The following is a 21,224-nucleotide window of genomic DNA, read 5'->3' on the forward strand; positions in this document are numbered from 1 at the left end:
TCTCAGCGTTCGGCTACCGGGATCGTCCGCAGTGCTCCGGCCTTCAGCTTCAGGCCGGGTGTGCAAGCGGGGGCCCGCCCACCGTGGTCGAGGCCGCCCCCCAGCCGCTGCCCCCGGTGGAGGCAGATGGCCAAGAGCGTGCACGACGCCGGGTGGGGCCAGTTCGTCGGCATGCTGGAGTACAAGGCCAAGCTGTATGGGCGGACGCTGGTCAAGGCCGGCCGGTTCTTCGCCTCCAGCAAACGCTGCTCGGCCTGCCACACCGTGGTCGTACGTCCGATCGTGGACGTGCAGCGCATGCGGCACGCTTCACGACCGGGACGTCAACTCTGCCGTCAACCTCCAGCAGGACGGCAGACGGCTCGGCAAGGGGCGCGGCGGCACCCACTGCATGACCTGCCCGATTCAACGCGACGCCATCTGAGACGCCCGCGCGCCCAGCCGCACCGCCACCGGTGTGAGGGCGAGCAGCGGGACGAGCAGGTAGACCGCCCCTGCCAGGCGCTGGTCGGCGAGGAGGTCCGGCGCGCCCGGCGGGGCCGCGAGGGTGAGCCAGTCCGCCGCGACCGGCGGCCCGGCCAGCAGGTACGTCCCGACAACGAGGTGCGTGCCGGCCACCACCGCCAGCAGCCGGACCCGCGCCGCCCAGGAGAGCGATCCGGGCAACGGGTCCGCGCCGGCCAGCACCCACGACACCGCCAGCCCGAGCCCGAGGAATAGCAGACCGGTGGCCAGGTGCACGGCGTACTCGTCCAGCGACCAGGGCAGCCACCCCGTCGCGTAGAGCAGCAGGAACGGCGCCGGGTAGGCGACCGTCAGAACGGCAGGCCTGCTGAAGCCCATGACGGTCCTGCCGGCCAGCGTGACAGGCGCGCCCGCGCACAGCAGAAGCGGAACGACGACGGCGAGCACGACATGCTGCAGCGCCTGCACCGACAACATGGCCCGCGCGTAGCCGCCGACCCCGCCGACCAGGACCAGCGCGGCCAGCGCCAGCCCGGCGTACCAGGCGAACGTGCGGCCGGACGGCCACGCCGCAACCTTGCGCAGGCCGACAAGGTACGCGGCCGCGGGCAACGCCAGCAGCAAGATGATCAACGCGTCCGGGCGCACCTCGCTGATCAGCGCGCCAGGGGAGAACGGCGCGAGGTCGTACCCCAGCGCGCCATGCCCCGATCCTTCGCCGCCTGCCGGAGGGGGAGTACGTGACAGGCCGACGGCCAGCCCCGTCGCCGCCGCCATCACGCCGACCTCACCTGCCGCGAGCCGCACGAACGTGCCGCGTACCCCGCGGTCGGCGACGCCCAGGACGGTGCGGCGGCGGTGGTTCCAGCCGAACCAGCCGAGCACCGCCAGCGTGGCCACCTTGGCCAGCAGGAGCAGGCCGTACGGGGTCCGCCACAGATCGGACGGCGCGCCCAGCCGCACCCACGCGCCGGCCAGGCCGGAGAAGGCCACCGCGGCGAAGCAGCACAAGGCGATCGTGCTGAACCTGGGCAGCACCACCGGCAGGTCGTCCGAGCAGCGGAAGTGGACGAGCAGCGCGCCCAGTCCGCCGGCCCACAACGAGGCCGCCACGAGATGCGCCATCAGCGCCGACACCGCGAGATCGTGGTCGGCGGCCGAGGCGGCATGGCCCACGTAGGTGGGCGGCAGCAGCCCGAACACGGCGATCGCCAGCGGGATCCATCGGGGCAGCCGCCGCGCGTACGTGGCCGCCGCCACCAAGAAGGTCACGCCCAGGACGACCAGCAGGGCCTGGGTCTGGGGGAGCAGCGTGCCGATGTTCAGCCGGCCGGGCGTGGCGAGGAGTTCCGCCACCGGCATCGGGATGAAGCTCGACAACGTCAGGACGTAGCTCAGCAGCGTGGTGAACGCCCAGCCCAGCGCCCACCAGCCCGCCGCGCGCAGGCACCGCGCCGGCTCGGCCGACCCGGCGGGGGCCAGCACGCCGGCCAGCAGCGTGCCCACGCAGGCGACCGCGCACACGACGTGGAGGAACCGCGTCAGCGGCAGCCCCCAGTCCGTCAGCGGACCCGCCGTGGGCAGGCCGGGGATCGCCGGCGCACCCGCGCCGCCGCCGAACCGCAGCACCGCGACCAGCACCACGACCCCCACACCGACCGCGAACCCGGCATACACCGTCTTCCACTGCATACGAGGGGTACGCAGGGCCGGCTCCGCCGGTTCACCCGCCCACGGCGGTGGCGCGGATCGTTCGGAGAGGGGCCGGAGATGTGCCGCGTGCGGGTCAGGCGGGCGGCGCCGCGCCGGGGCGGACGATCATGAGGACCACGACGACCGCCCACACGAGGTTGTAGACGCCGGCGAGCATCGACAGCGTCCGGAGCCTCCGGCCGTCATCGGGCGTGCTGAGCGCCGCGCGCTGGCGCGGGTAGATCTGCGTGGCCAGCAGCCCGCCCGCCACGATGGTGAGCACCATGGCGACGTTGATCCAGATTTCGCCCATCCGGCCCTGGACGAGGGCCAGCGCGATCCCGGCGACCGGAACGATGAGGCCGAAGGCGGCGTACCCGCCGGTGATGCGGTGCAGCAAGGCGGCCACGGCCGGACTCCGCTCACCCGGCGGGCTCGCGGCCGGACTCGGTTCCCCCGGCGGGCTCGCGGCCGGGGTGACCGGAGCGTAGCGAGGAAACAGGCTCGCGGCGACGGCCGAGCCTCCGACGAACACGATGCCGGCGAGCACGTGTATCGACAGCAGGACATGATCCATGAGAACTCCTCCAACCTTCAGCTCGCCTGAAGCCTAGCTCAAGCTTCAGGCGGTCTGAAGGTCGGGGTCCCCGCGCGAGATCAGCCCAGCTCGTCCCAGAGGGCGGCGGGGACGGGCCGGTCCAGAGCCTGGAGGTTGGCGATGACCTGCGACGGGGCGTGGGCGCCGACGAGGACCGTGCGCACGGCCGGGTGCCGCAGCGGGAACTGCAGGGCCGCGGCCGGCAACGGCACGTCATGCCGGGCGCATGCCGCGGCCAGGGTGCGGACCTCGGCGGGAGCGTCCACGGGCGGCTCGGCGGCGGCCAGGAGCCCGCGGTGGAAGAGGCTCGCCGCGATGACCGGGATGCCGCGGTCCTGGCAGAGCGGGAGGAGCTCGCCGAATGCCGTCCGGCGCAGCAGCGTGGCCTGGTTGGCGGCCAGCAGCAGGTCCAGGTCGGTGAGCTTGACGAAGTCCACCAGCATGGGCGACTGGTTCATGCCCACGCCGATCGCGCGGACGACGCCCTGCGAGCGCAGCTCCACCAGCGCGGGATAGGCCTCGTCGAGCGCCTGGGGCCAGTGGCGGTCGGGATCGTGGATGAGCAGGATGTCCACGTGATCCAGGCCCAGGCGGTCCAGGGACTCCTCGACGCTGCGCAACACTCCGTCGCGGCTGAAGTCCCACTCGACGTGACGGTCGCCGAGCACGGCGAAGCCGCCGTTGTCGCCCGGCCCCGGCCGCACGAGCCGTCCGACCTTGGTCGACAGGATGAACGCCGAACGTGGGCGCTCGCGCAACGCGCGGCCCATACGCCGCTCCGACAGCCCGAGCCCGTAGAACGGGGCGGTGTCGTAGTACCGGATGCCGCACTCCCAGGCCGTGTCCATCACCGCCTGGGCCTCGGCGTCGGAGATGGTCAGGAGGTAATTGCCGAGCGGGCCCCCGCCCAGGCCGACGCGGGGGAGCGGGACGGGCGACGTCACGCGGGCTCCACGTGCAGCCAGGCGGTGACCACGTCCGAGACCGCCTCCAGATGGTGGTCCTCACCGGCCTCCACGATGAGCACATCACCCCTGGCGAAATCCGAAATTTCACCGTCTATGTGGATTTTTCCGGTGCCGGAGAGGATGAGGAAGATCTCCGGATCCGGATGGGTGTGCGGGCCCTTGGCGTGGCTGATCCGGCCCGGCGGCAACGTCGAGACCCCACCGGACTCGACCCGGTACCCGGGCAGCGACACTCCGGCTCCCATGGCCGCCAGCGTGCTCCTACGCATAACGACTACCTTCCTGCGATACCCGTGAGCGTGACGCCCCGGATGAACGTCTTCTGAGCCAGGAAGAACACGACGAGGATGGGCAGCATCGACAGCAGCGCGACGGCCATCATCTGGTTGTACTGGGTGACGTACTGGCCGCTGAACATGCCCAGGCCCTGCGCGAGCGTGATCTTCTCCATCGAGCGCAGGTAAAGGGTGTTCTCCAGATACTGGTTCCAGTTGCCGACGAAGGAGAACAGGCAGATCGCCGCGATCGCGGGCTTGGCCAGCGGCAGCATGACGCTCCACAGGATGCGCAGCTCCGAGGCCCCGTCGATGCGGGCGGCGTCGATGAGCTCCTGCGGGATCGTGGTGAAGAACTGCCGCAGCAGGAAGATGTAGAGCGCCACGCCGAAGAACTCCGGCACGACCAGCGGCAGATACGTGTCCACCCAGCCGAGCTTCGAGAACATGATGAACTTCGGCACCAGCGTGATCTCGCGCGGGATCATCATCGTGGCCAGCAGCGCCGTGAACATGACCCCGGCCGCCCGCGCCCGCAGCCGCGCGAAGGCGTAGGCGGGCAACACGCACGAGATGAGGTTCCCGGCCATGGACAGCGCAGTGATCAGGATCGTGTTCAGCAGGAACCTGGTGAACGGCAGCGACCCCGTCCAGCCCTTGACGTAGTTCTCGACGTGGAAGGAGTCCGGGAACCATTGGGGCGGGAAGGCCAGGTTGTCGGCGTCGGACTTGAGCGAGGTCGTCAGCATCCACAAGAACGGCAGCAGGAACACCGCGGAGCTGATGATCAGCAGGACGTACGCCCCGCTGCGCCGGATCCGCCTGATGCGCTCGGCCTGGTCGGACGTCAGGGACGGGCCCGGCTTCGTACGCGCGGGCCGGGCCGCGGTCTCGAGGAGCATCGGGGACCTCACTTGAACTCGTAGTGCACCCAGCGCCTGGCCAGGCTGAACTGGATCGCGGTCACGATGATGACCAGCACGAACATGGCCCACGACAGCGTGGCCGCATAGCCCATGTCGAAGTAGACGAACGCCTGCCGGTAGATGTAGAGCCCCAGCACCATGGTGGCGTTGCCGGGTCCGCCCTCGGTCATGACGAGGATGAGCACGTAGCTCTGCAACGCGGCGATGAACCCGGTCACCACGTTGAAGAAGATGACCGGCGACATCATCGGCACCGTGACGTTCCAGAACCTGCGCCACCACCCGGCCCCGTCGATCTCCGCCGCCTCGTACAACGTCTTCGGGATGCCCTGCAGGCCGGCCAGGTAGATGACGATGGTGTTGCCCGCGCCCCATACGCTCATCAGCACCAGGCCGGGGATGGCCCACTCCTGCGAGGCCAGCCAGCCGGGTCCGTCGATGCCGACCGAGGCCAGCAGCTTGTTGATCAACCCGTAGTCGGGGTGCAGGATGTTGATCCACAGCAGCGCGGTGGCCAGGCCCGACACCACCGACGGCAGGTACATCACGGTGCGGAACAGGCCCTGGAACCGCAGCGGCTGGTTGAGCAGCAACGCCAGCACGAACGTGAACGTCACGCCGAGCGCCACCGAGCCCAGGCCGTACTGCACCGTGTTCTCGATCGACTCCCAGAACTCGGGATCGTTGAACATGCGTGCGTAGTTGCCGAACCCCACCCACGCCGGCGTCTGCAGCAGGTTCCACTTCATGAAGCTCAGGACCACGGCGGCGACGATCGGGCCCGCGCTGAACAGGACGAACCCGATCAGCCACGGCGAGACGAACAGGTGGAAACGCCGGGCCTCACGACGCGCCAGCGGGCTGACGGCGGTCATGCGATCTTGTTCTCGCTCAGGACCGGCGTGACCTTGTCGACCATCTCCTTCAGCGCGTCGTCCACGCTGATCTTGCCGAGCTGCGCCCGCTCCCAGATCGGCAGGGCGGTGTCCACGACCTTCTTGTTGGCCGGCAGCCGCAGCACGCCGTCGTCGGAGGCGTAGTCGGCCATGATCTTCTTGACCAGGTCCGACTCCTCCTCCGGGATGCCGAGCGCCTTGGCGGTGTCCTCCCACGCGGACTGGCGGGCCGGCGCGGCGATCCGGCGGAACTTGTAGCCGGAGGCCGACAGGTATTCGTGCATGTAGATCCAGGCGGCGTCCTTGTTCTGCGACGAGGCCGCCATCACCAGCGCGCTGCCCACGGCCGGGGTGGTGCGGCCCTCCGGCCCCTTGGGTACCTGCGTGGCGCCCCACTTGAACGCCTTCTGCTTGGACAGCTCCAGCATGACCCACGCGCCGTTGACGAACAGGGCCGCGTGCCCGGACTTGAACGGATCGACCTTCTCCAGCAGTTGCAGCTCGGCCAGGCTCGGCGTCGCCTTGTCCTTGAGCAGCAGGTCCAGCCAGCGGGCCATGACGTCCCTGGCGGCCGGCTCGGCGATCATCACCTTCGACTCGGCCGCGTCCAGGAACCGCCCGCCGAACGGCAGCAGGTAAACGGAGCTCAGGTCGGGCGACGGCTTCGGCATCGGCGAGACGCCGTAGATCTTCTCCACGCCCGACCCGCTGGTCATCTTCTTGGCCGTCTCGAAGAGCTTGTCCCACGTCCAGGTCTCGTCCGGGTAGTCCAGCCCGGCCTTGTCGAACAGGTCCTTGTTGTAGAAGAGCAGCTTGGGCGCCATGTCGGTGGGCAACCCGTACAGCGCGCCGTCCCGCTGGAAGTAGCCCAGCCCGCGCTGCGGGATGTCGTCCATGTCGAACTCGGGCGTCTTGGCGATGTAGTCGTCCAGCGGCTGCAGGACCTTGTTGGCGATGAGGTTCTGTGTCCAGGAGTAGTGGTTGTAGAGCACGTCGGGCAGCGTGCCGCCGGCCGCCTGCGCCATGTATTTGGTGAGGAACTGGTCGAACGTCGCCGACTCGCGCTTGATCTCGATGTTCGGATGGCGCTTTTTGAAGAAGAAGTCGAACTGCGCGTTGCGTACCTCGGTGACGGCGTCCGTGGTGAACGCCAGCGTGATCACGACCTTGGACGCCGGGTCGGGAACGTTCGTCTTCGGCCAGGTCAGCGAGTTGTTGAGCTGCTCGGCTTCTTCGAACGGCCAGTCGTCGCTGCTGGGACGGTTGGGGTCGATCACCTGGGCGCCGGACTTGACCGGGGCCGCGGCCTGCTTCTGCTGGCGGCTGTCGCCGCAGGCGGACAGCGCGGCGGCGGCCACCGCCAGGGCCAGCATCTGCCGACGGTTCATCTCCATGGGGTCATCTCCGTGGGGGGTCTTTCACAGGAAGAGCTCGAGCACCGGCACGGCCACGTCGGGTCGCTGCACCGGGAGCTGCAGGGTCAGGGTGCCGGGCGCCAGCGCGCCCAGCTTCGTGTGCCCGCTGTCCACGGCCGGGTCGGTGGCCAGGACGCGGATCTCCGAGGCGTCGTTGAGCAACTGCGCGTAGCGCACCTTGCCCGCCAGCCCGGGCAGGTGCAGATGCTTGTACGGCCAGGCGAACAGGTGCACGTAGAGCCGGTCGCCGCGCTGGGTGTAGCGGCAGTCCGGCGGCGCCTCGTACGTGCTCGGACCGGCGCCGTAAATGGAGCGGCCGTGCAGCCGCGTCCACGCGCCGATGCCGCGCAGCGACTCCAGCGCCCGCGCCTCGAACGCGCCGCGCCCGTTGGGCCCCACGTTGAGCAGCAGGTTGCCGTTCTTGGCGACGGTGTCGACCAGCATGCGCACGAGCAGGTCCACCGGCTTGTAGTCGAGGTTGTCGCGGTCGTAGCCCCAGCTGCCGTTGAGCGTCTGGCAGGCCTCCCAGACCTCGGCCGGCGGGGCGGGCGGCTGGAACTGCTCGGGCGTGGTGAAGTCGCCGGGGATCTCCAGGCGATCGTTGATCAGGATGTCGGGCTGCAGCCTGCGGACCATGGCCGCCAGCTCCTCCGACCGCCAGTCCGCGGCGCCCTTGCCGCCGGGTGTGCGCGTGCCGTTCCTGACCCGCTTCGAGTAGGAGAAGTCAAACCACATCGTGTCGATTCGGCCATAGCGGGTAAGCAGCTCTTCAACCTGGTTGTGCAAATAGGACTGGTACAGCCCGATATTTCGGTCATCGGGAGTCGCACCCTCGACGTACGCCGGGTGCAGGCCGTCGATCGGGAAGTGCGGGTGGTGCCAATCGATCAGCGAGTGGTAGAAGCCCACCCCGAGCCCGCGAGCGCGGAAGGCCTCCACGATCGGGCCGACGAGGTCCTTGCCGTGCGGCGTGTGCGCGACCGAGTAGTCGGTGTAGGCCGAGTCCCACAGGCAGAAGCCGTCGTGGTGCTTCGTCGTCAGCACCATGTAGCGCATGCCGGCGCCGGCCGCCGCCTCCGCCCACGCGTCCGGGTCGAACAGGTCGGGGGCGAAATGGTCGAAGTACGGCTGATACTGCTCGTCCGTGAGTCGCTCCCGCTGCTTGACCCACTCGTGCCGGGCGGCCAGCGCGTACAGGCCCCAGTGGATGAACAACCCGAACCGTTGCTCACGGAACTCCGCCAGCCGGGCACTAGAGGTCGGATGTATAGCCGGGGTGGTGCCGTCATGCGGCGACAGTCCGTGAGGCATGACCGCACCGTAGACCGACTAATTAACTTCGTCAAGAATTGAATTGAAACCCGTCGCAACCTAGGCTCTTGCGCATTGTGAGGAGCGTCGGGTGCCTTGCGTGGCCGGAGCGGCAGCGCCGTCGCCGGGCGGCAGGACGCGATCTACTCCTCCTATCTCTTTCACCATGGAGGGTCACGTGCCGAATTGGACGCTGAGCGACGGGGATCTGGAGGCGGTGCTCGACCTGTCCGCGGCGGGCGAGCTCACGCTGGAGCTGCGGCACGCGGGACGGACCGTGCTGGAGCCGTCCAGGCTGGGCGTCCGCACCGCCCACGCGGATCTGAGCACGGGGCTGGTCGCGGCCGGGATATCCGAGCGGCGGGTCGAGGAGTCCTACTGGACGGTGACCGGGAAACGGCGCGAGCATCGCTACGCGGCCGGCGAATGGACGTTGTCGTTCACCGCGGGCGGGCACCGGCTCGACCTGCTGATCCGGGTCGGCGATCACGGCGTGGCCTACCGCTACGTGATTCCCTGGACCGGTCCGGTGACCGTGGTGGAGGAGGTCTCGGAGTACGTCGTGCCGGGTGACGCCCGCGCGGTCCTGCTGCCGTACGAGAACGGGCGCTGCGACTACGAGGAGATCCACCGGCACACCACGGTGGCCGGCGCCGAGCCCATCCTGTACGGCTACCCGTCGCTCTTCCAGGCCGGCGACGCCTGGATGCTGATCACCGAGTCGAACCTGGACGCCGGATACGCCGGCTCCCGCCTGCGCTTCGACGGCCGCGCGTTCCGCCTCGACCTGCCGGACCCGTACGTGACCACGGCCAGCCCGCTCGTCACCCCGTGGCGCACGATGATCGTCGGCGACCTGGCCACGATCGTCGAGAGCGACCTGGTCACCAGCCTCGCTGCGCCGTCCGAGGTCGAGGACACCTCCTGGATCCGGCCCGGAGCCGCCGCCTGGTCGTGGTGGTCCGACGGACTCTCTACGCGGGACCTGGAGGCCCAGAAGCGCTGGGTGGACTTCGCCGCCGCGAATGGCTGGCCGTACTTGCTGGCGGACGCCGGCTGGAACAAGGAGTGGATGCCCGAGCTGATCGCCTACGCCCGCGACCGGGGTGTCGGCGTCTGGCTCTGGTCGCACTGGCAGCACGTCGACACCGAGCTGGAGCACCGCGAGAAGCTCGCGCTCTGGAAGGAGTGGGGCGCGGTCGGCGTGAAGATCGACTTCACCGAGTCGGACGGTCAGGACCGGATGCGCTGGTTCGACGCCATCCTGGCCGCCACCGCCCGGCTGGAGCTCATGGTGGTCTTCCACGGCGGCACGATCCCGCGCGGCACCGAGCGCACCTGGCCGCAGTTCATGACCGCCGAGGCGGTCAAGGGCGCCGAATGGATCAAGCCGAAGCCCGGCAAAGAGCCGCTCTACCCGGCCACCCACTACCTGTCGCTGGCGTTCACCCGCAACGTGCAGGGCCCGATGGACTTCACGCCGTGCACGTTCACCGCGGTGCGGGCCATCTCGGCCGGATTCGAGCTCGCCCTGTCGGTGCTCTTCGAGTCCGGGATCCAGCACTTCGCCGACTCCATCGAGGCCTACCAGGCCCGGCCGGAGGCGCTGCGGCTGCTGTCCACCGTCCCGGCTGCGTGGGACGACACGCGGCTGCTGTCCGGCGACCCCGCCGACCACATCGTGCTGGCCAGGAGGAGCGGCGGCGAGTGGTACGTCGGCGCGGGCGTGTCCGGTGATGCCCGCACGCTCACCGTGCCGTTCGACTTCCTCGACGAGGGGGAGTGGACGGCCGACATCTACCTGGACGCCCCGGGCGACACGATCGCCGTCGAGACCGTCACGGTGCCGGCCGGGGGCAAGCTCGACCTCGCCGTCGCCCAGAACGGCGGATTCACGCTTCACCTGAGGAGAGCACTCTGATGACGACCAGACGATCGGGTGGCGACTTAGCCCCCCTGTCGCGTATCGGCGCCCCCGGCTCCCGCCCCGGCGTCACGCACCTCCACGCCTGTCGCCGCGGGGCGAGGACCTCATGAGGGGCCTGCGCCTGGCCGGCGCGCTGTCGGCGCTCGCACTGCTCCTGGCCGCCGCCCCACCGGCCCAGGCCGGGGCCGGCACGGGGGCCGAGGCTGGGGCTGGGGCGCCGCGCTGGGAGACCCGGTGGAGTCCGAGCCCGTGGCGGGACGGCGTGAAAGCGTTCGAGGCGCTTGAGGACGACCGGCGCGGCTCGCACCCCGAGGGCCAGCCGCACGTCTACGTCGCGGGCAACGCCTGGCGGTTCGACGCGCACCTGGAGGACCGCGACGGCTCCGACCGCATGCGGAACGAGGTACGCGGGATGCGAGCCGCCGACGGCCGGCCGCTGGAGATGCGCAAGGACGAGACGTGGCGGATCACGTACCAGATGTACATTCCGGACACGCTCGACGCGACCACCAGCTTCACCCACATCTGGCAGTTGAAGACGTCCGACATCGGCACCCCGGTCGCGCAGCTGTCGCTGCCGGTCGTCAACGGCGTGCCGAAGATCGTGGCGCGCTACTGGACGCTGGAGGACAACAAGTCCCACGACTTCGCCACCGCCGACCTGGAGCCGATCCAGAACAAGTGGGTCGGCGTCACCATCGAGCTCAAGTCCGCCGACGACGGCTACATGCGATGGGTGTTGCGGGACGGGTCGCGGACCATCGTCGACCAGAAGGTGGAGAACATCGACCTGTGGTGGACGCCGGAGCAGTACAACCGGCCCAAGTGGGGCATCTACCGCAGCATCAGGAGCGCCGGGCTGCAGGAGACGTACCTGCTGGTCAAGGACCTCAAGGCGGACCAGCTCGGGCCTGCGACGCCCCCGGTCACGCTGCCGCCGGCGGACCGGAGCCCTGGCACGTACGAGGCCGAGCGGGCCGGCAACGTGTGGGAGGGCGCGGCCGAGCCCGCCTACTGCGTGGTCTGCTCCGGCGGGCGGAAGGTGATCCTCATCGGCGGCAACGTCTACGACTACGCCGTGGTCAAGGGCGTGCTGTCGGAGACCACCGGGACCAGGCAGATGACCGTGCACGCGCTGGTGGACGGCTCCCAGACGTACGCGGTCAGCGTCAACGGCGGCGATGCGATCCAGGTGCCGATGACCGGGACCAAAGACACGGTGACCACCGCGACCGTGCCGGTGGACCTGGTGGCCGGGGTCAACGCGATCCGCTTCTACAGCCACACCGCACGCTCGCCCGAGCTCGACAAGATCGTCATCAAATGAGGGATCCCCATGGCACATGACCTCAGCAGGCGGGCCGTGCTGGCCGCGGGGGGCGCGCTGGCGCTGACCGCGGCGGCCGGCGCGCGGCCCGCCGCCGCCACGCAGCCGTGGCAGTCCCGGCTCGTGCACTAACGATCCGGCCCATCGAGGGCGACAACACCGTCCACATCCAGACGGCACTGGATGAGATCGGCGCCCTGCCACGGGCCCGCCGTGGCGCGTTGCTCCTGCTGCCCGGCGTGTACCCGGTGGCGGGCACGGTGTACGTGCGCGCCAGTGGCACCGTGTTACGCGGCGTCGGCGACGGCGAGGACCCGTCGGGGAACACGATCGTCAAGGCGACCGGGAACAACCCCAAGGACCGCAACGTCATCGTGGCCGGCGGCGTCGCGGGCGGCGGCTGGAAGGGCGAGGTCCCGGGCACCCGTACGGGCCGCCCTGGAAGGTCGGCGAGCACCCGATCATCTACAACCGTTACGTCCGCGACGTATCCGGAAATGTCGTGACGATCGACGTGCCGGTCTTCAATCACCTCAACCGCGCCCACGCCACCTCTTACCTCTACACGTGGGACAGGGCCGGGCTCGTCACCGAGGTGGGCGTGGAACGGCTGCGCGTGGACATCGAATACCACGGCGACCCCGAGCGGGACGAGGACCACGCCTACAACGCGATCGTGCTGCTGCGTACCGAGGACTCGTGGGTGCGCGACTGCACGATGCTGCACTTCACCCAGGCCGGCGTCGCCACCCAGGAGACCACGCGGGCCACGGTCGAGAACTGCCGGGCCATCGACCCGGTCAGCATCGTGACCGGCAGCAGGCGCTACAACTTCAACACCTATATCTACTCCCAGCAGGTGCTCTTCCGCGACTGCCACGCCTATAAGGCCAGGCACGCCTTCGTCTCCAACGGGCACAGCACGGTCTCCGGCGTGGTGTTCCTGCGCGGCACCGCCGAATACGCGCTCAACTCCAGCGAGGGCCACCGCCGCTGGTCACAGGGCCTGCTGTTCGACGGACACCGGGACGTGGACCCGCACTACGACTACACGCTGGGTCTGTACAACCGCGGCCGCTACGGCACCTCGCACGGCTGGTCCGCGGCTCACTCGGTGGCCTGGAACTGCGACGTCGCCACCAGCAGTCTCATCGTCCAGAAGCCGCCGACCGCGCAGAACTACGCGATCGGCTGCCGCGGGACGATCACTGGAGACGGGCCCTTCCAGCAGCCCGCCGGCTACATCGAAGGCGCCGGCCGGCCCGGGCTCTTCCCGCCCTCGCTCTACGAGGCTCAGCTGCGTGACCGGCTCCGGCCCGCCTGATCCTGCCGCTCCAACCGCAGCAGCCCGCCCTCGGGCACGGTGACCTCCACCAGCCCGGGGGCGAGGTCGACCAACTCGTCGCCTTCGGTGCGGCCCCGGCAGTCGACCACGGTGGCCCGGGCCCTGCCCGGCGTGGCGACCTGGAGCAGCACGTCGGCGGAGGCATCGCCGTTGGCCAGCCACAACGTGCCGGCCTCGGGGACGCGGACGGGCAGCGGCGCGTACCTGGCGGTGATCACCGTGTCCCCAGAGCTCGCCGTCACCTGCGGGTAGGTCAGGTCCGGCCGGGCGGGCTCGAATCGCCCCCGCTGCAGCACGTCGGCGTGGTCCCTGAAGAACGACAACCAGAACCGCAGCACCTCCTCCTGCGCCGGGGTCAGCGCGGTGAGGTCCACAGAGATCTGCGGGACCGCGAACAACACGTTGATCAGCTGGCCGGCGACCCGCTGCGGGCTCTCGTCCGGATGCCACATCAGCATGTCCGCGTGCACGGCCAGCGGGCCGGCGATCAGGCGCAGGTCCACGGTGCGCTGCCGGTTGTGGGCGGGGCTGAGCGGGCAGTCGGAGGCGCGGATCATGGTGGCGTATGGCCACAGGCCCGGGCTCACGTACGGCTGGCGCAACTCGACCAGGCAGTCGCCGGGCAACTGGGCGAGGAGCCTGCGCACGCCCTCGTTCACCGTGGCGCAGTCGGCCTCGGGGCCCGGCGGCGGCGGGTCCTCGACCGCGAACTGGTCGATGAAGTCGATCTTGAGGCCGTCCATGCCCCACTCCCTGACCGCCCGGGTGAGGTGGTCGGCGAGCAGATCTCGGATGACGGGGTAGCGCGGGTCGACGATGGCGGCGTTCATGTGCTCCTTGTAGGCCAGCGTGTACGGTCGCACGCGGTCCCAGAGCGCGGTGTGGCGGCCGACGAACGGTAGGGCGTACCAGAGCAGGTAGGCGAGGCCTTCGCCGCGAACCTTCGCCACGTGTCCCGAAATATCAGGAAATGAGGTTCGGGAGGGCTCCCATTCGCCGACGTAGCCGTAGCCGCGGCCCCGGTCGTCGCTGTGCCAGCCGTCGTCCACGATGATCGCCTCGCAGCCCAGCTCGGCCGCCGGGGCCGCCTGCCGCTCCACGCTCGCGGCGTCGACGTGTTGCTGCATGGCGTACCACGTGGAGTAGGCGGGCATGCGCGCGGCCCGCGGGACGTCGCGGGCCAGGCCGTTCCGCGATCCCCACCACTCGGCGACCTCGGCCAGCGTCGTCGCGAAGTGCCGCCGGGTCAGGTCCAGCCGGAGCACGATCCCGTTCCCCGGCTCGGCCTCGTGCTCCACCCAGAACCCGAACTCGCCGGTCTCCTCCACCACGCCGGTGCGGGTGCGCACGGGCCTGACGACCTCGGCGGCGGCGTACGTGCACAGCGCCACGTCCCCGGCTCCCACCAGGCATCCAACAGGGGCGTTCTTCTCCAGAGCCGCCGTGCGGGGGCGCCGCCAGAACGGCGGCAATCCGCGATGCTCACCCCCGTCGGCGGCCCAGAACGCGGTCGCGTCCACACACGGCACCCGCCACCCGAGGCGCACCATGGCCGGCCGGCCGGGCGTGACGCGCACCTCCAGCACCCCCGGCGCGGTTTCGACCACCACCCAGCTCAGCCCCGCCGCTTCTCCACGTCCCAAGACGGCCCCGTCCATCTGGGCCGGCTCCGGCTCGATGGCGGTCGTGTCGAGAGCAGCGCCGGTGGAGCCGCCCGCGGCGGCGGTGGGTGAGGGTGGGGTGGGGGTGGCCGTGCAGGTGAAGGTGAGGCCCATGGCCTGGAAGCACACCTCCTCCGGCTGCTGGGGCGTTCCGTCGTGTGGCTGCCAGATACCGGAGGCGGCGGTCACGTCAGCGCTCCTGGGAGGTGAAGAGGGTCTGGATGGCGACCGCGGCCGCGCCGCGCGCCCATTGCTCGAAGGTCCGCGGCCGCAGCAGCAGACGGGAGTCGGCGGCCGCGCCGAACGCCTGGCTGGTGAACGACCGGTTGATCTGCTCCTCGAACAGGTCATAGGCGGCCAGGCCCTGCACATCGCCGGTCACGATGATCCGCTCGGGCCCGAACAGATTGGCCATCGCCGCGATGCCCAGCCCGATGGCGTGCCCCGCCCGGGCGAAGACCTCCCGCGCCGCCGTATTCCCCGCGTGGGCGGCGTCGATGGCCGCGTCGATGGTGAGCGAAGCGTCCCCGGTGACGGCGCGTACGGCGGCCACGATGGGCGCGCTCCCAGCGATGGCCTCGACGCAGCCGCGCCCGCCGCAGTGGCACTCGGGCTCCTCGCCCCCCACCGGGATGTGCCCGATCTCCCCGGCCACGCCGTGCGCGCCGGCCACCACCCGGTCGTTCGCCACCAGTCCGCACCCTATTCCGGCCCCCACGGTGACCAGCGCGAACGACGACGCCCCCACGCCGTCGCCGAACCACTGCTCGGCCACGGTGAGCGATCTGACGTCGTTCTCGACGGTGACGTTGAGCCCCGTCGCCTCGCCGGCCAGCCGCGCCAGCGGCACCTGCCGCCACCCCAGAAAGGGGGAGTACCGCACCAGCCCGAGCGCCTTGTCCACGTCCCCGGACACGGCCAGCCCCAGCCAGTGACAGCGCTCGCCGTAGGCCGGATCGCCGGCCAGCAGGTCGGCGACCAGCTCGGCCAGCGCCTCGACGACGCCCTCGGGGGAGGTTGTCGCCAGGCGGCGGTGCGCCGAAACCAGGGGCTGGGCCCGCAGGTCGGTGACGACGCCGATGAGTTCGTCATCGGTGATCTTCACGCCGGCGAAGAACTCCCGGTTGGCCCTGATCGTCAGCGGGCTGGCCGGGCGCCCCGCGCCGGGCGCCGTACGCTCCGTGGCCTCCAGCTCTTCCAGGTAACCTGCCTCGATGAACGGGCGGGCGGCCTTGGTCACGGCGGCGGACGACAGCCCGCTGCGCCTGGCGATCTCCACTCGGGTCACCGGACCCTGGGTGAGCACCATGGTGAAGACGGTGGCCTCAGCGCGGGTGCTGGTGAGCCGAGGATGCATGACGGCAATCGTAGCACTAATTAACTTCCTCAAGAATTGAATTGGACCGTGACCAAGGCTCTTGAGGGTGTAGCCCCGGCTCAGCAGGGAGACGGGCAAAAGGGCTCATCGGAGGCGCGAACGAGGGGCTGAAGACATCCCATGTCTGGCGCCGAGCCCTGATTGGGCCTCGTGCGACGTCCTGTCGACCGATGAAGTGCGGCGGGCAGGTCACGTGCGGTCACTCAATACGACTTAGGAAACTTTCCTAAAAAAAAGACCGCTCCAGATGTTGACGGCGACGGCGGTCTGCGGGAAAACCATCTAGAGCTCCAATCTCTTGCTCGAGGCATCACTCTCAGCCAGGAGCGCCCGATGAGCTTCAGCAAGTCCCGGGGCTGCACCATCGCCTGGCCTTCCGCTCCGCCAACGGCACCGGTGCGGACCGCCCCAGCCGCTCCACCCTCCAGTGATCAACCCCCCAGGAAGTGACCCCATGACACAGCCCTTGTCCCGGCGCCGCTTCGGACTCCTCCTCGGCGCGGCCGCCGCCGTGCCGCTCCTGCCCGCGCGCCCCGCGTTCGCGGCGCCCACCCTGCTCCCGTCCGGGATGACGTGGCAGCTGATGTGGTCGCCGTCGGCCGCGGCCACCGGCATGGGGGCGTGGGAGAGCATCGAGGACGACCGTGCGGACTCCCATCCGGCGGGCGCGCCCCACATCCGCCCCGACGGCGACAACTACCGCTTCACCATGCACATGGTCGACCGCGACACCAGCACGGACCGGCAGCGGCACGAGGTGACCGGCAACCGTACCTCCAGCAGCAGCTACCTGTCCTGGAAGACCGGCGAGTTGTGGCGGGTCACGTACTCGATGTACATCCCGAGCACGCTCAAGGCCACCACGACCTTCACCCACATCTTCCAGACCAAGATGCCCGGCTCGGGGACGTCGCCGATCACGGTCACCTCGCTGCGCCGGGTGGACGGACGGCAGACCATCGAGCACAAGATCTTCGAGCCGAACATCCTGGTCGGGCGGACCGATCTGGAGCCGCTGCACAACCAGTGGATCGACATCGACTACGAGATCAAGATCGGTGACGGCTCGGCCGGCGCGGTCCGGTGGGTCGTCAGGAACGGCGGTACCACGGTGGTGGACGCGACGAGGACGGGCGTGGACACGTTCCTCGGCGACCGGGTGCGGCCCAAATGGGGCATCTACCGGTCCCTGAGCGACACGTCGGGCTCGCTGCAGGACTGCCATCTGCTGCTGACGAGACTCAGGTCGTACAAGGCGGTCCCCGGCGGCGGTGGGGGCGTCACGCGCTACGAGGCGGAGAACGCGACGATCTCGCAAGGTGTGGTCGAGTCCAACCACGCGGGCTTTTCCGGCACGGGTTTCGTCAACGGAGACAACGCGGCGGGCTCGTATGTGGAGTGGGCCGTCAACGGCGCCGCCGGAGCGGCGACCCTCAGGATCCGCTACGCCAACGGCACCACCGCCGGGCGCCCGGCGACGATCATCGTCAACGGCGCCACGGTCGCCGCCGACCAGCCCTTCAACGGCACCGGCGCCTGGACCACGTGGGCCACCGCGGCAGTGCCCGTGACCCTGCGCTCGGGCGCCAACACGGTGCGGATCACCGCGAACACCGCGGGCGGCAATCCGAACCTGGACTACATCGAGGTCGCGCAATGACGAGCGGTCGCCGCGGGCGCTCGCCTCCCTCCCGGGACGCCGCGGCCGTGCGTCTTCCGCGGCCTGCCGGGGAACAGGTGCGGCATGGAAGTGCTGAGCAGCCGCGTGCTGCTGCGTCCGAAGGATCTCGGGCGCAGCCGCCGCTTCTATGCCGAGACGCTCGGATTGGCCGTCTATCGCGAGTTCGGCCCGGCCGACCACCCAGGGACGGTGTTCTTCCTGGGCCAGGGATTCCTCGAGCTCTCCGGGCACAGCGACGCCGGGGCCGGCTTGGCGGTCTCGCTCTGGCTGCAGGTGCGTGATGTGGCATCCGAGCAGGAACGCCTGCGTCAGGCGGGCGTCACCGTGTTGCGCGAGGCCCGTCTGGAACCGTGGGGGCTCGTCGAGGCGTGGATCGCGGACCCGGACGGCCACCGCATCGTCCTGGTCCAGGTCCCGTCCGATCACCCGCTGCGCCGCGATCCGCGCTGACGGGCCCCACCCGCCCGGTAGGGGAGACTGGGGAGGTGAGCAACGACCGTCCCGCCCCGCCCGTGACGAGCCCTTCTATCATCCTGCTGACGCTGGCCCGCCGCATCGAGACCGAGCTCAACGCCGCTCTCGCACCGCTGGAGCTCACCGTCAGCAGGCTCGGGCTGCTCGGTCACATCGCCGTGGTGCCCGGGGTGTCGTTCAGCGACCTGGCCCGGATGTCGGGCACCACGGTGCAGAGCGTGCACACCGCGGTGAAGGCGCTGGTCGGCGCGGGGCTGGTGCACGATCACACCGCCCGCGCCGGCTCCGCCTCGGCGATCGAGGTCACGCCTGAGGGCGGCCGCCTCCTCGAGGCGGCGAAGGAGGCGGTGGCCGAGGTGGACGAGCGCATGTTCGGCCCGGACGCCGATCCCGTGCAGCGGCAGATCGGACAGGCGGTGCTGGCCGCCTTCGCGCTCTGAGTCATGCTCATGGCCGACCGGCGGCGCGACTTTAAGCGCATGAGACGTCGACGCGGTTCACGTCCGGCATCGTGGTCCACACCTACGGGCTCAAGTAGACAGCGCGGCGTTGAGCCCGCCGTAGTCCAGGCCGTCCGCGAGCGTGTCGTACGTGCCGGCGCCCAGCAGCTCGGCGGCCGCCCGCGCGGCGCACGCGTACGCGGACTGGGCGATCGCGGAGCCGACGCTGACCCGCGTGACCCCGGCCGCCGCCCGGGCCTCGGCGATGCGCCGTGCCTGATCCTTCGGCGAAAGCAGGGGCGCCCCGCCGGAGTCCTCCAGGTTGACGCCGACCGCCCCGGCCTCGATCACCGCGCGTACAGTGGCCGCCACGATGCGGCCGACCGCTGCCGCCATCCGCTCCCGGCTGAGCCCGTGGGCGTCGGGCGCGCCGTTCGCCCAGGAGACGCCGGCGCTGGTCGTCGCGATCGCCTGCGCCCCCGCGCCTTCGATCACGGCCGCGGAGGCGGCGTCCCAGGCGTTGGGCAACACGAGCACGGCGCCGCCGTGGTGCAGAGCGCGGAACAGGGCCGCCTGGTCGGTCATGCTGATCTTCCTTCCGTTACGCGTTGTTCTGAGACCAGAGCATCGTGGGTGGACCGGCGTGCTGTCTGGCTGGATTCGGACATGATCGTCGTCGGAGAGGTGGTCCTACCTCCACCTCCGCGTACATCTGGATGCATTCTCAGGCCACGTCCGCACTTCTAGCGTCGAATACGCAGATTCCGGACGAACGGCAGGGGGAGTGGGTCATGGGCAAGGTCACACGCCGGGGATTCCTCGGTGGCACCGCGGCGCTCGGCGGTGTGGCGATGACGGCGGAACTCGCGGGATTGACGACGCCGGCGGAGGCGGCCGGCGGCCCGCCCTTCGGTCCCGTCGTCGTTCGTCCCGCCGACCCCCGCTACGACGACCTGGCGGTACGCAGGACGAACCAGCGTTTCCGGCCGCGGCCCGACTACTTCCACGTGGTCGGCTCCACCGAGCAGGTCGTCGCGGCAGTCAACGAGGCGGTTCGCGCCGGCCGCCGCGTCACCGTCCGCAGTGGCGGCCACTGCTACGAGAACTTCGTCGGCGACGGCGCCCAGGTCGTGATCGACATGTGCGAGATGTCCGAGGTGTACTTCGACGCCGAGCGCGGCGCGTTCGCCATCGAGGCCGGCGCCACGCTCATGCAGGCGTACCGCAAGCTCTACCTCGGGTGGGGCGTCACCATCCCCGGCGGCCAATGCGGGGGCGTGGCCGCCGGGGGCCACATCGCGGGCGGCGGGTACGGCCCGCTGTCGCGCCGCCACGGCCTCACGGTCGACTACCTGCACGCCGTGGAGGTCGTGGTGGTCGACCGCACCGGCCGGGCCCGCGCCGTGGTGGCCACCAGGAACCCGGCCAACCCCCACCACGACCTGTGGTGGGCGCACACCGGCGGTGGCGGCGGCAACTTCGGCATCGTCACCCGCTACTGGATGCGCGACCCGAACGCCAAGGGCGGCGACCCGGCCGAGTTGCTGCCCAAGCCGCCCGCCGAGGTGCTGTCCGGCGTGGCCGTCTGGTCGTGGGACGGCATGACCAAGGAGTCGTTCCGCAGGCTGCTGCGCAACTACGCCGAATGGCACCTGCGCAACAGCGCCCCGGCAAGCCCGCAGGTCTCGCTGTGGGGCTCCCTGCTGATCCCCGGCCGCCAGGCGGGCGCCGACCCCGGGGGCATGATCCTACCCGCCCAGATCGACGCCTCCGTGCCGGATGCGGAGCGGGTCCTGCGCGACCACTTCACCGCCGTGGCCGACGGGGTCACCCCTCAGGTGTTCGTTCCGCCGCTCACGCGCCAGCCGTGGTTCCAGGCGGTGCGGACGCTGTCGCTCAGCGCGGAGGCGGAGTCGGGCCGTTACAAGGGCAAGTCCGCTTACCTGCGCAAGCCGTTCGCCGACGAACAGGCGGACGTGGCCTTCGACGCCCTCCACCAGGCCGGCGACGTCTCCTCCAGGGGCGTGTTGTGGCTCCTGTCGTACGGCGGCCAGGTCAACACGGTGCCGCCCGCCGCGACCGCCACCGTGGAACGCCAGTCCATCCTGAAGGCGCTCCACCTGGTCACCTGGGACGAGGGCCAGGACGGTGCCGCGTACCTGGAGTGGGTGCGCCGCCTGCACCAGCGGACGTTCGCGGCCACGGGCGGCGTGCCGGTGCCCGGGGGCGACTGCGGTGGCGCCTACATCAATTACCCGGACATCGACCACGCCGACCCCGCGTGGAACACCTCCGGCGTGCCGTGGTCCACGATCTACTACGGGGACAACTACGCCCGCCTGCAGCGGGTCAAGAGCCGCTGGGATCCGCGGAACGTCTTCCGCCATGCCCTCTCCGTCCGCCCGCCCGCGAGATAGCATTGCCCAAGCGCTTGCTTCGATCATG

The 21,224-nt window shown here is 70.3% G+C and carries 20 protein-coding genes and 1 pseudogene; 10 read left to right on the forward strand and 11 right to left on the reverse strand.

Translation table 11 applies throughout. The annotated features are described in order from the left end of the window. Positions 1-171 precede the first annotated feature (171 nt). A pseudogene (locus tag ACTWQA_RS13155) lies at positions 172-222 on the forward strand (hypothetical protein); the annotation flags it as partial. Positions 223-405: 183 nt separating this feature from the next. Here the strand turns inward: ACTWQA_RS13155 and ACTWQA_RS13160 are convergent. The 8 genes from ACTWQA_RS13160 to ACTWQA_RS13195 form a co-directional block, all read right to left on the reverse strand. Further along, on the reverse strand, positions 406-2,157 hold the full coding sequence (locus tag ACTWQA_RS13160; RefSeq protein ID WP_443159506.1) for a cytochrome c oxidase assembly protein: 1,752 nt from the start codon (positions 2,155-2,157) through the stop codon (positions 406-408). Between the two features lie 94 nt (positions 2,158-2,251). Continuing rightward, on the reverse strand, positions 2,252-2,734 hold the full coding sequence (locus ACTWQA_RS13165; RefSeq protein WP_443159507.1) for a hypothetical protein: 483 nt from the start codon (positions 2,732-2,734) through the stop codon (positions 2,252-2,254). Positions 2,735-2,814: 80 nt separating this feature from the next. Continuing rightward, a complete protein-coding gene (locus ACTWQA_RS13170) occupies positions 2,815-3,699 on the reverse strand; it encodes an aldo/keto reductase (RefSeq protein WP_443159508.1) in 885 nt (294 codons plus the stop codon). Next, the gene (locus ACTWQA_RS13175; protein WP_443159509.1) at positions 3,696-3,992 is read right to left on the reverse strand and encodes a cupin domain-containing protein; all 297 of its coding nucleotides are present in this window, start codon (positions 3,990-3,992) and stop codon (positions 3,696-3,698) included. Before ACTWQA_RS13175 ends, ACTWQA_RS13170 begins: the two co-directional genes overlap by 4 nt. Before the next feature lie 5 nt (positions 3,993-3,997). After that, the gene (locus ACTWQA_RS13180) at positions 3,998-4,900 is read right to left on the reverse strand and encodes a carbohydrate ABC transporter permease (protein ID WP_443159510.1); all 903 of its coding nucleotides are present in this window, start codon (positions 4,898-4,900) and stop codon (positions 3,998-4,000) included. An 8-nt stretch (positions 4,901-4,908) separates the two neighbouring features. Beyond that, positions 4,909-5,799: a carbohydrate ABC transporter permease gene (locus ACTWQA_RS13185; protein ID WP_443159511.1), complete on the reverse strand. Its 891-nt coding sequence runs from the start codon at positions 5,797-5,799 to the stop codon at positions 4,909-4,911. After that, on the reverse strand, positions 5,796-7,214 hold the full coding sequence (locus ACTWQA_RS13190) for an ABC transporter substrate-binding protein (RefSeq protein WP_443159512.1): 1,419 nt from the start codon (positions 7,212-7,214) through the stop codon (positions 5,796-5,798). The genes ACTWQA_RS13185 and ACTWQA_RS13190 overlap by 4 nt, the downstream gene beginning before the upstream one ends. Before the next feature lie 24 nt (positions 7,215-7,238). Further along, positions 7,239-8,546 carry an alpha-L-fucosidase gene (locus ACTWQA_RS13195; protein WP_443159513.1) on the reverse strand — a complete coding sequence of 436 codons (1,308 nt, stop codon included), beginning with the start codon at positions 8,544-8,546 and terminating at the stop codon, positions 7,239-7,241. 178 nt (positions 8,547-8,724) lie between these two features. On the opposite strand from ACTWQA_RS13195, the gene ACTWQA_RS13200 reads away from it, so the two are divergent. The 5 genes from ACTWQA_RS13200 (at position 8,725) to ACTWQA_RS13220 (ending at position 13,124) form a co-directional block, all read left to right on the forward strand. Next, on the forward strand, positions 8,725-10,467 hold the full coding sequence (locus ACTWQA_RS13200) for a glycoside hydrolase family 97 catalytic domain-containing protein (protein ID WP_443159514.1): 1,743 nt from the start codon (positions 8,725-8,727) through the stop codon (positions 10,465-10,467). Between the two features lie 112 nt (positions 10,468-10,579). Beyond that, positions 10,580-11,800: a hypothetical protein gene (locus ACTWQA_RS13205; RefSeq protein WP_443159515.1), complete on the forward strand. Its 1,221-nt coding sequence runs from the start codon at positions 10,580-10,582 to the stop codon at positions 11,798-11,800. 9 nt (positions 11,801-11,809) lie between these two features. Beyond that, positions 11,810-11,932 (forward strand): hypothetical protein, encoded by a 123-nt coding sequence (locus tag ACTWQA_RS13210; protein WP_443159516.1) that lies wholly within the window; start codon positions 11,810-11,812, stop codon positions 11,930-11,932. After that, a complete protein-coding gene (locus tag ACTWQA_RS13215) occupies positions 11,908-12,306 on the forward strand; it encodes a hypothetical protein (protein WP_443159517.1) in 399 nt (132 codons plus the stop codon). The genes ACTWQA_RS13210 and ACTWQA_RS13215 overlap by 25 nt, the downstream gene beginning before the upstream one ends. Next, entirely contained in the window at positions 12,303-13,124 is an 822-nt protein-coding gene (locus ACTWQA_RS13220) for a hypothetical protein (protein ID WP_443159518.1), read from the forward strand. Before ACTWQA_RS13215 ends, ACTWQA_RS13220 begins: the two co-directional genes overlap by 4 nt. Here the strand turns inward: ACTWQA_RS13220 and ACTWQA_RS13225 are convergent. Together ACTWQA_RS13225 and ACTWQA_RS13230 are read right to left on the reverse strand one after the other, a co-directional pair. After that, positions 13,094-14,995 (reverse strand): glycoside hydrolase family 36 protein, encoded by a 1,902-nt coding sequence (locus ACTWQA_RS13225; RefSeq protein ID WP_443159519.1) that lies wholly within the window; start codon positions 14,993-14,995, stop codon positions 13,094-13,096. The genes ACTWQA_RS13220 and ACTWQA_RS13225 overlap by 31 nt on opposite strands. Before the next feature lies 1 nt (position 14,996). Next, positions 14,997-16,163, reverse strand: a complete 1,167-nt coding sequence (locus ACTWQA_RS13230) for an ROK family transcriptional regulator (protein ID WP_443159520.1) — start codon at positions 16,161-16,163, stop codon at positions 14,997-14,999. 475 nt (positions 16,164-16,638) lie between these two features. Here ACTWQA_RS13230 and ACTWQA_RS13235 point away from each other — a divergent pair, with 475 nt between their 5' ends. From ACTWQA_RS13235 to ACTWQA_RS13245, 3 genes are all read left to right on the forward strand, one after another. Then, on the forward strand, positions 16,639-17,844 hold the full coding sequence (locus ACTWQA_RS13235) for a CBM35 domain-containing protein (protein WP_443159521.1): 1,206 nt from the start codon (positions 16,639-16,641) through the stop codon (positions 17,842-17,844). Between the two features lie 84 nt (positions 17,845-17,928). Continuing rightward, positions 17,929-18,315 (forward strand): VOC family protein, encoded by a 387-nt coding sequence (locus ACTWQA_RS13240; protein ID WP_443159522.1) that lies wholly within the window; start codon positions 17,929-17,931, stop codon positions 18,313-18,315. Between the two features lie 35 nt (positions 18,316-18,350). Beyond that, positions 18,351-18,779 (forward strand): MarR family winged helix-turn-helix transcriptional regulator, encoded by a 429-nt coding sequence (locus ACTWQA_RS13245; RefSeq protein WP_443159523.1) that lies wholly within the window; start codon positions 18,351-18,353, stop codon positions 18,777-18,779. 90 nt (positions 18,780-18,869) lie between these two features. Here the strand turns inward: ACTWQA_RS13245 and ACTWQA_RS13250 are convergent, their stop codons facing one another. Then, positions 18,870-19,364, reverse strand: a complete 495-nt coding sequence (locus ACTWQA_RS13250; RefSeq protein WP_443159524.1) for an isocitrate lyase/phosphoenolpyruvate mutase family protein — start codon at positions 19,362-19,364, stop codon at positions 18,870-18,872. Between the two features lie 206 nt (positions 19,365-19,570). On the opposite strand from ACTWQA_RS13250, the gene ACTWQA_RS13255 reads away from it, so the two are divergent. Next, complete coding sequence (locus ACTWQA_RS13255; protein ID WP_443159525.1) at positions 19,571-21,196, forward strand: FAD-binding oxidoreductase; 1,626 nt, start codon at positions 19,571-19,573, stop codon at positions 21,194-21,196. Positions 21,197-21,224 lie beyond the last annotated feature (28 nt).

Origin of the sequence: Nonomuraea sp. 10N515B, from assembly GCF_052245915.1 — a bacterium.
Classification (GTDB): domain Bacteria; phylum Actinomycetota; class Actinomycetes; order Streptosporangiales; family Streptosporangiaceae; genus Nonomuraea.

Coding starts and splice junctions, on each gene's coding strand:
- ACTWQA_RS13235 (WP_443159521.1), top strand. CDS start 16,639: ATGACACAGCCCTTGTCCCGGCGCCGCTTCGGACTCCTCCTCGGCGCG.
- ACTWQA_RS13175 (WP_443159509.1), bottom strand. CDS start 3,992: ATGCGTAGGAGCACGCTGGCGGCCATGGGAGCCGGAGTGTCGCTGCCC.
- ACTWQA_RS13195 (WP_443159513.1), bottom strand. CDS start 8,546: ATGCCTCACGGACTGTCGCCGCATGACGGCACCACCCCGGCTATACAT.
- ACTWQA_RS13185 (WP_443159511.1), bottom strand. CDS start 5,799: ATGACCGCCGTCAGCCCGCTGGCGCGTCGTGAGGCCCGGCGTTTCCAC.
- ACTWQA_RS13210 (WP_443159516.1), top strand. CDS start 11,810: ATGGCACATGACCTCAGCAGGCGGGCCGTGCTGGCCGCGGGGGGCGCG.
- ACTWQA_RS13160 (WP_443159506.1), bottom strand. CDS start 2,157: ATGCAGTGGAAGACGGTGTATGCCGGGTTCGCGGTCGGTGTGGGGGTC.
- ACTWQA_RS13240 (WP_443159522.1), top strand. CDS start 17,929: ATGGAAGTGCTGAGCAGCCGCGTGCTGCTGCGTCCGAAGGATCTCGGG.
- ACTWQA_RS13250 (WP_443159524.1), bottom strand. CDS start 19,364: ATGACCGACCAGGCGGCCCTGTTCCGCGCTCTGCACCACGGCGGCGCC.
- ACTWQA_RS13180 (WP_443159510.1), bottom strand. CDS start 4,900: ATGCTCCTCGAGACCGCGGCCCGGCCCGCGCGTACGAAGCCGGGCCCG.
- ACTWQA_RS13205 (WP_443159515.1), top strand. CDS start 10,580: ATGAGGGGCCTGCGCCTGGCCGGCGCGCTGTCGGCGCTCGCACTGCTC.
- ACTWQA_RS13255 (WP_443159525.1), top strand. CDS start 19,571: ATGGGCAAGGTCACACGCCGGGGATTCCTCGGTGGCACCGCGGCGCTC.
- ACTWQA_RS13190 (WP_443159512.1), bottom strand. CDS start 7,214: ATGGAGATGAACCGTCGGCAGATGCTGGCCCTGGCGGTGGCCGCCGCC.
- ACTWQA_RS13230 (WP_443159520.1), bottom strand. CDS start 16,163: ATGCATCCTCGGCTCACCAGCACCCGCGCTGAGGCCACCGTCTTCACC.
- ACTWQA_RS13165 (WP_443159507.1), bottom strand. CDS start 2,734: ATGGATCATGTCCTGCTGTCGATACACGTGCTCGCCGGCATCGTGTTC.